General features: G+C 73.2%; 1 protein-coding gene. It reads right to left on the bottom strand.

Going from position 1 to position 541, the window contains the following annotated elements; genetic code table 11:
- On the bottom strand, positions 1–541 hold a 541-nt coding region (locus NJ376_RS06540; protein WP_252952446.1), incomplete at both ends, for an HAD-IC family P-type ATPase.

Raw genomic sequence — 541 nt, 5'->3', positions numbered from 1 at the left:
CGCATCACCGCACGCGACAGGGTCCGTGCCCGCGCTATGCCTGCGAGGTCGCCCTTCACCAGCGTCACGCCCGCGCTCTGCATCGCCACATCGGTGCCGGTGCCCATGGCGATGCCGACATCCGCCTCGGCCAGGGCCGGTGAGTCGTTGATGCCGTCCCCTGCCATAGCGACGACCTTCCCCTTCGCCCTGAGCTCGCGGACGATGCGGTGCTTGTCCTCGGGCAGCACGTCGCCCTGGAACTCGTCGATGCCGAGCTTCCGCGCGACCGCCTCGGCCGTCGTCCGGTTGTCGCCGGTCAGCATGACGATGTGGATGCCCTCGGCGCGGAGGCTCGCCAGCGCGGCAGGGGTGGTCGCCTTCACGGGGTCGGCCACCGCGATCACGCCCCCGGGCTTGCCGTCCACGGCCAGGAACAGCGCCGTGCCGCCCTCGCGCCGCAGCTCGTCCGCGCGGGCGGCCAGCTCGCCCAGTTCCACCCCGAGTTCCTGCATCAGCCGCGCGTTGCCGAGCGCGACCCGGCGCCCGTCCACCGTGCCGG

The organism is Siccirubricoccus soli (genome assembly GCF_024178315.1).
Taxonomy (GTDB): Bacteria; Pseudomonadota; Alphaproteobacteria; order Acetobacterales; family Acetobacteraceae; genus Siccirubricoccus; species Siccirubricoccus soli.
Note: the sequence above shows the minus strand (reverse complement) of the source record. Positions and strands in the feature narration are given on the sequence as shown.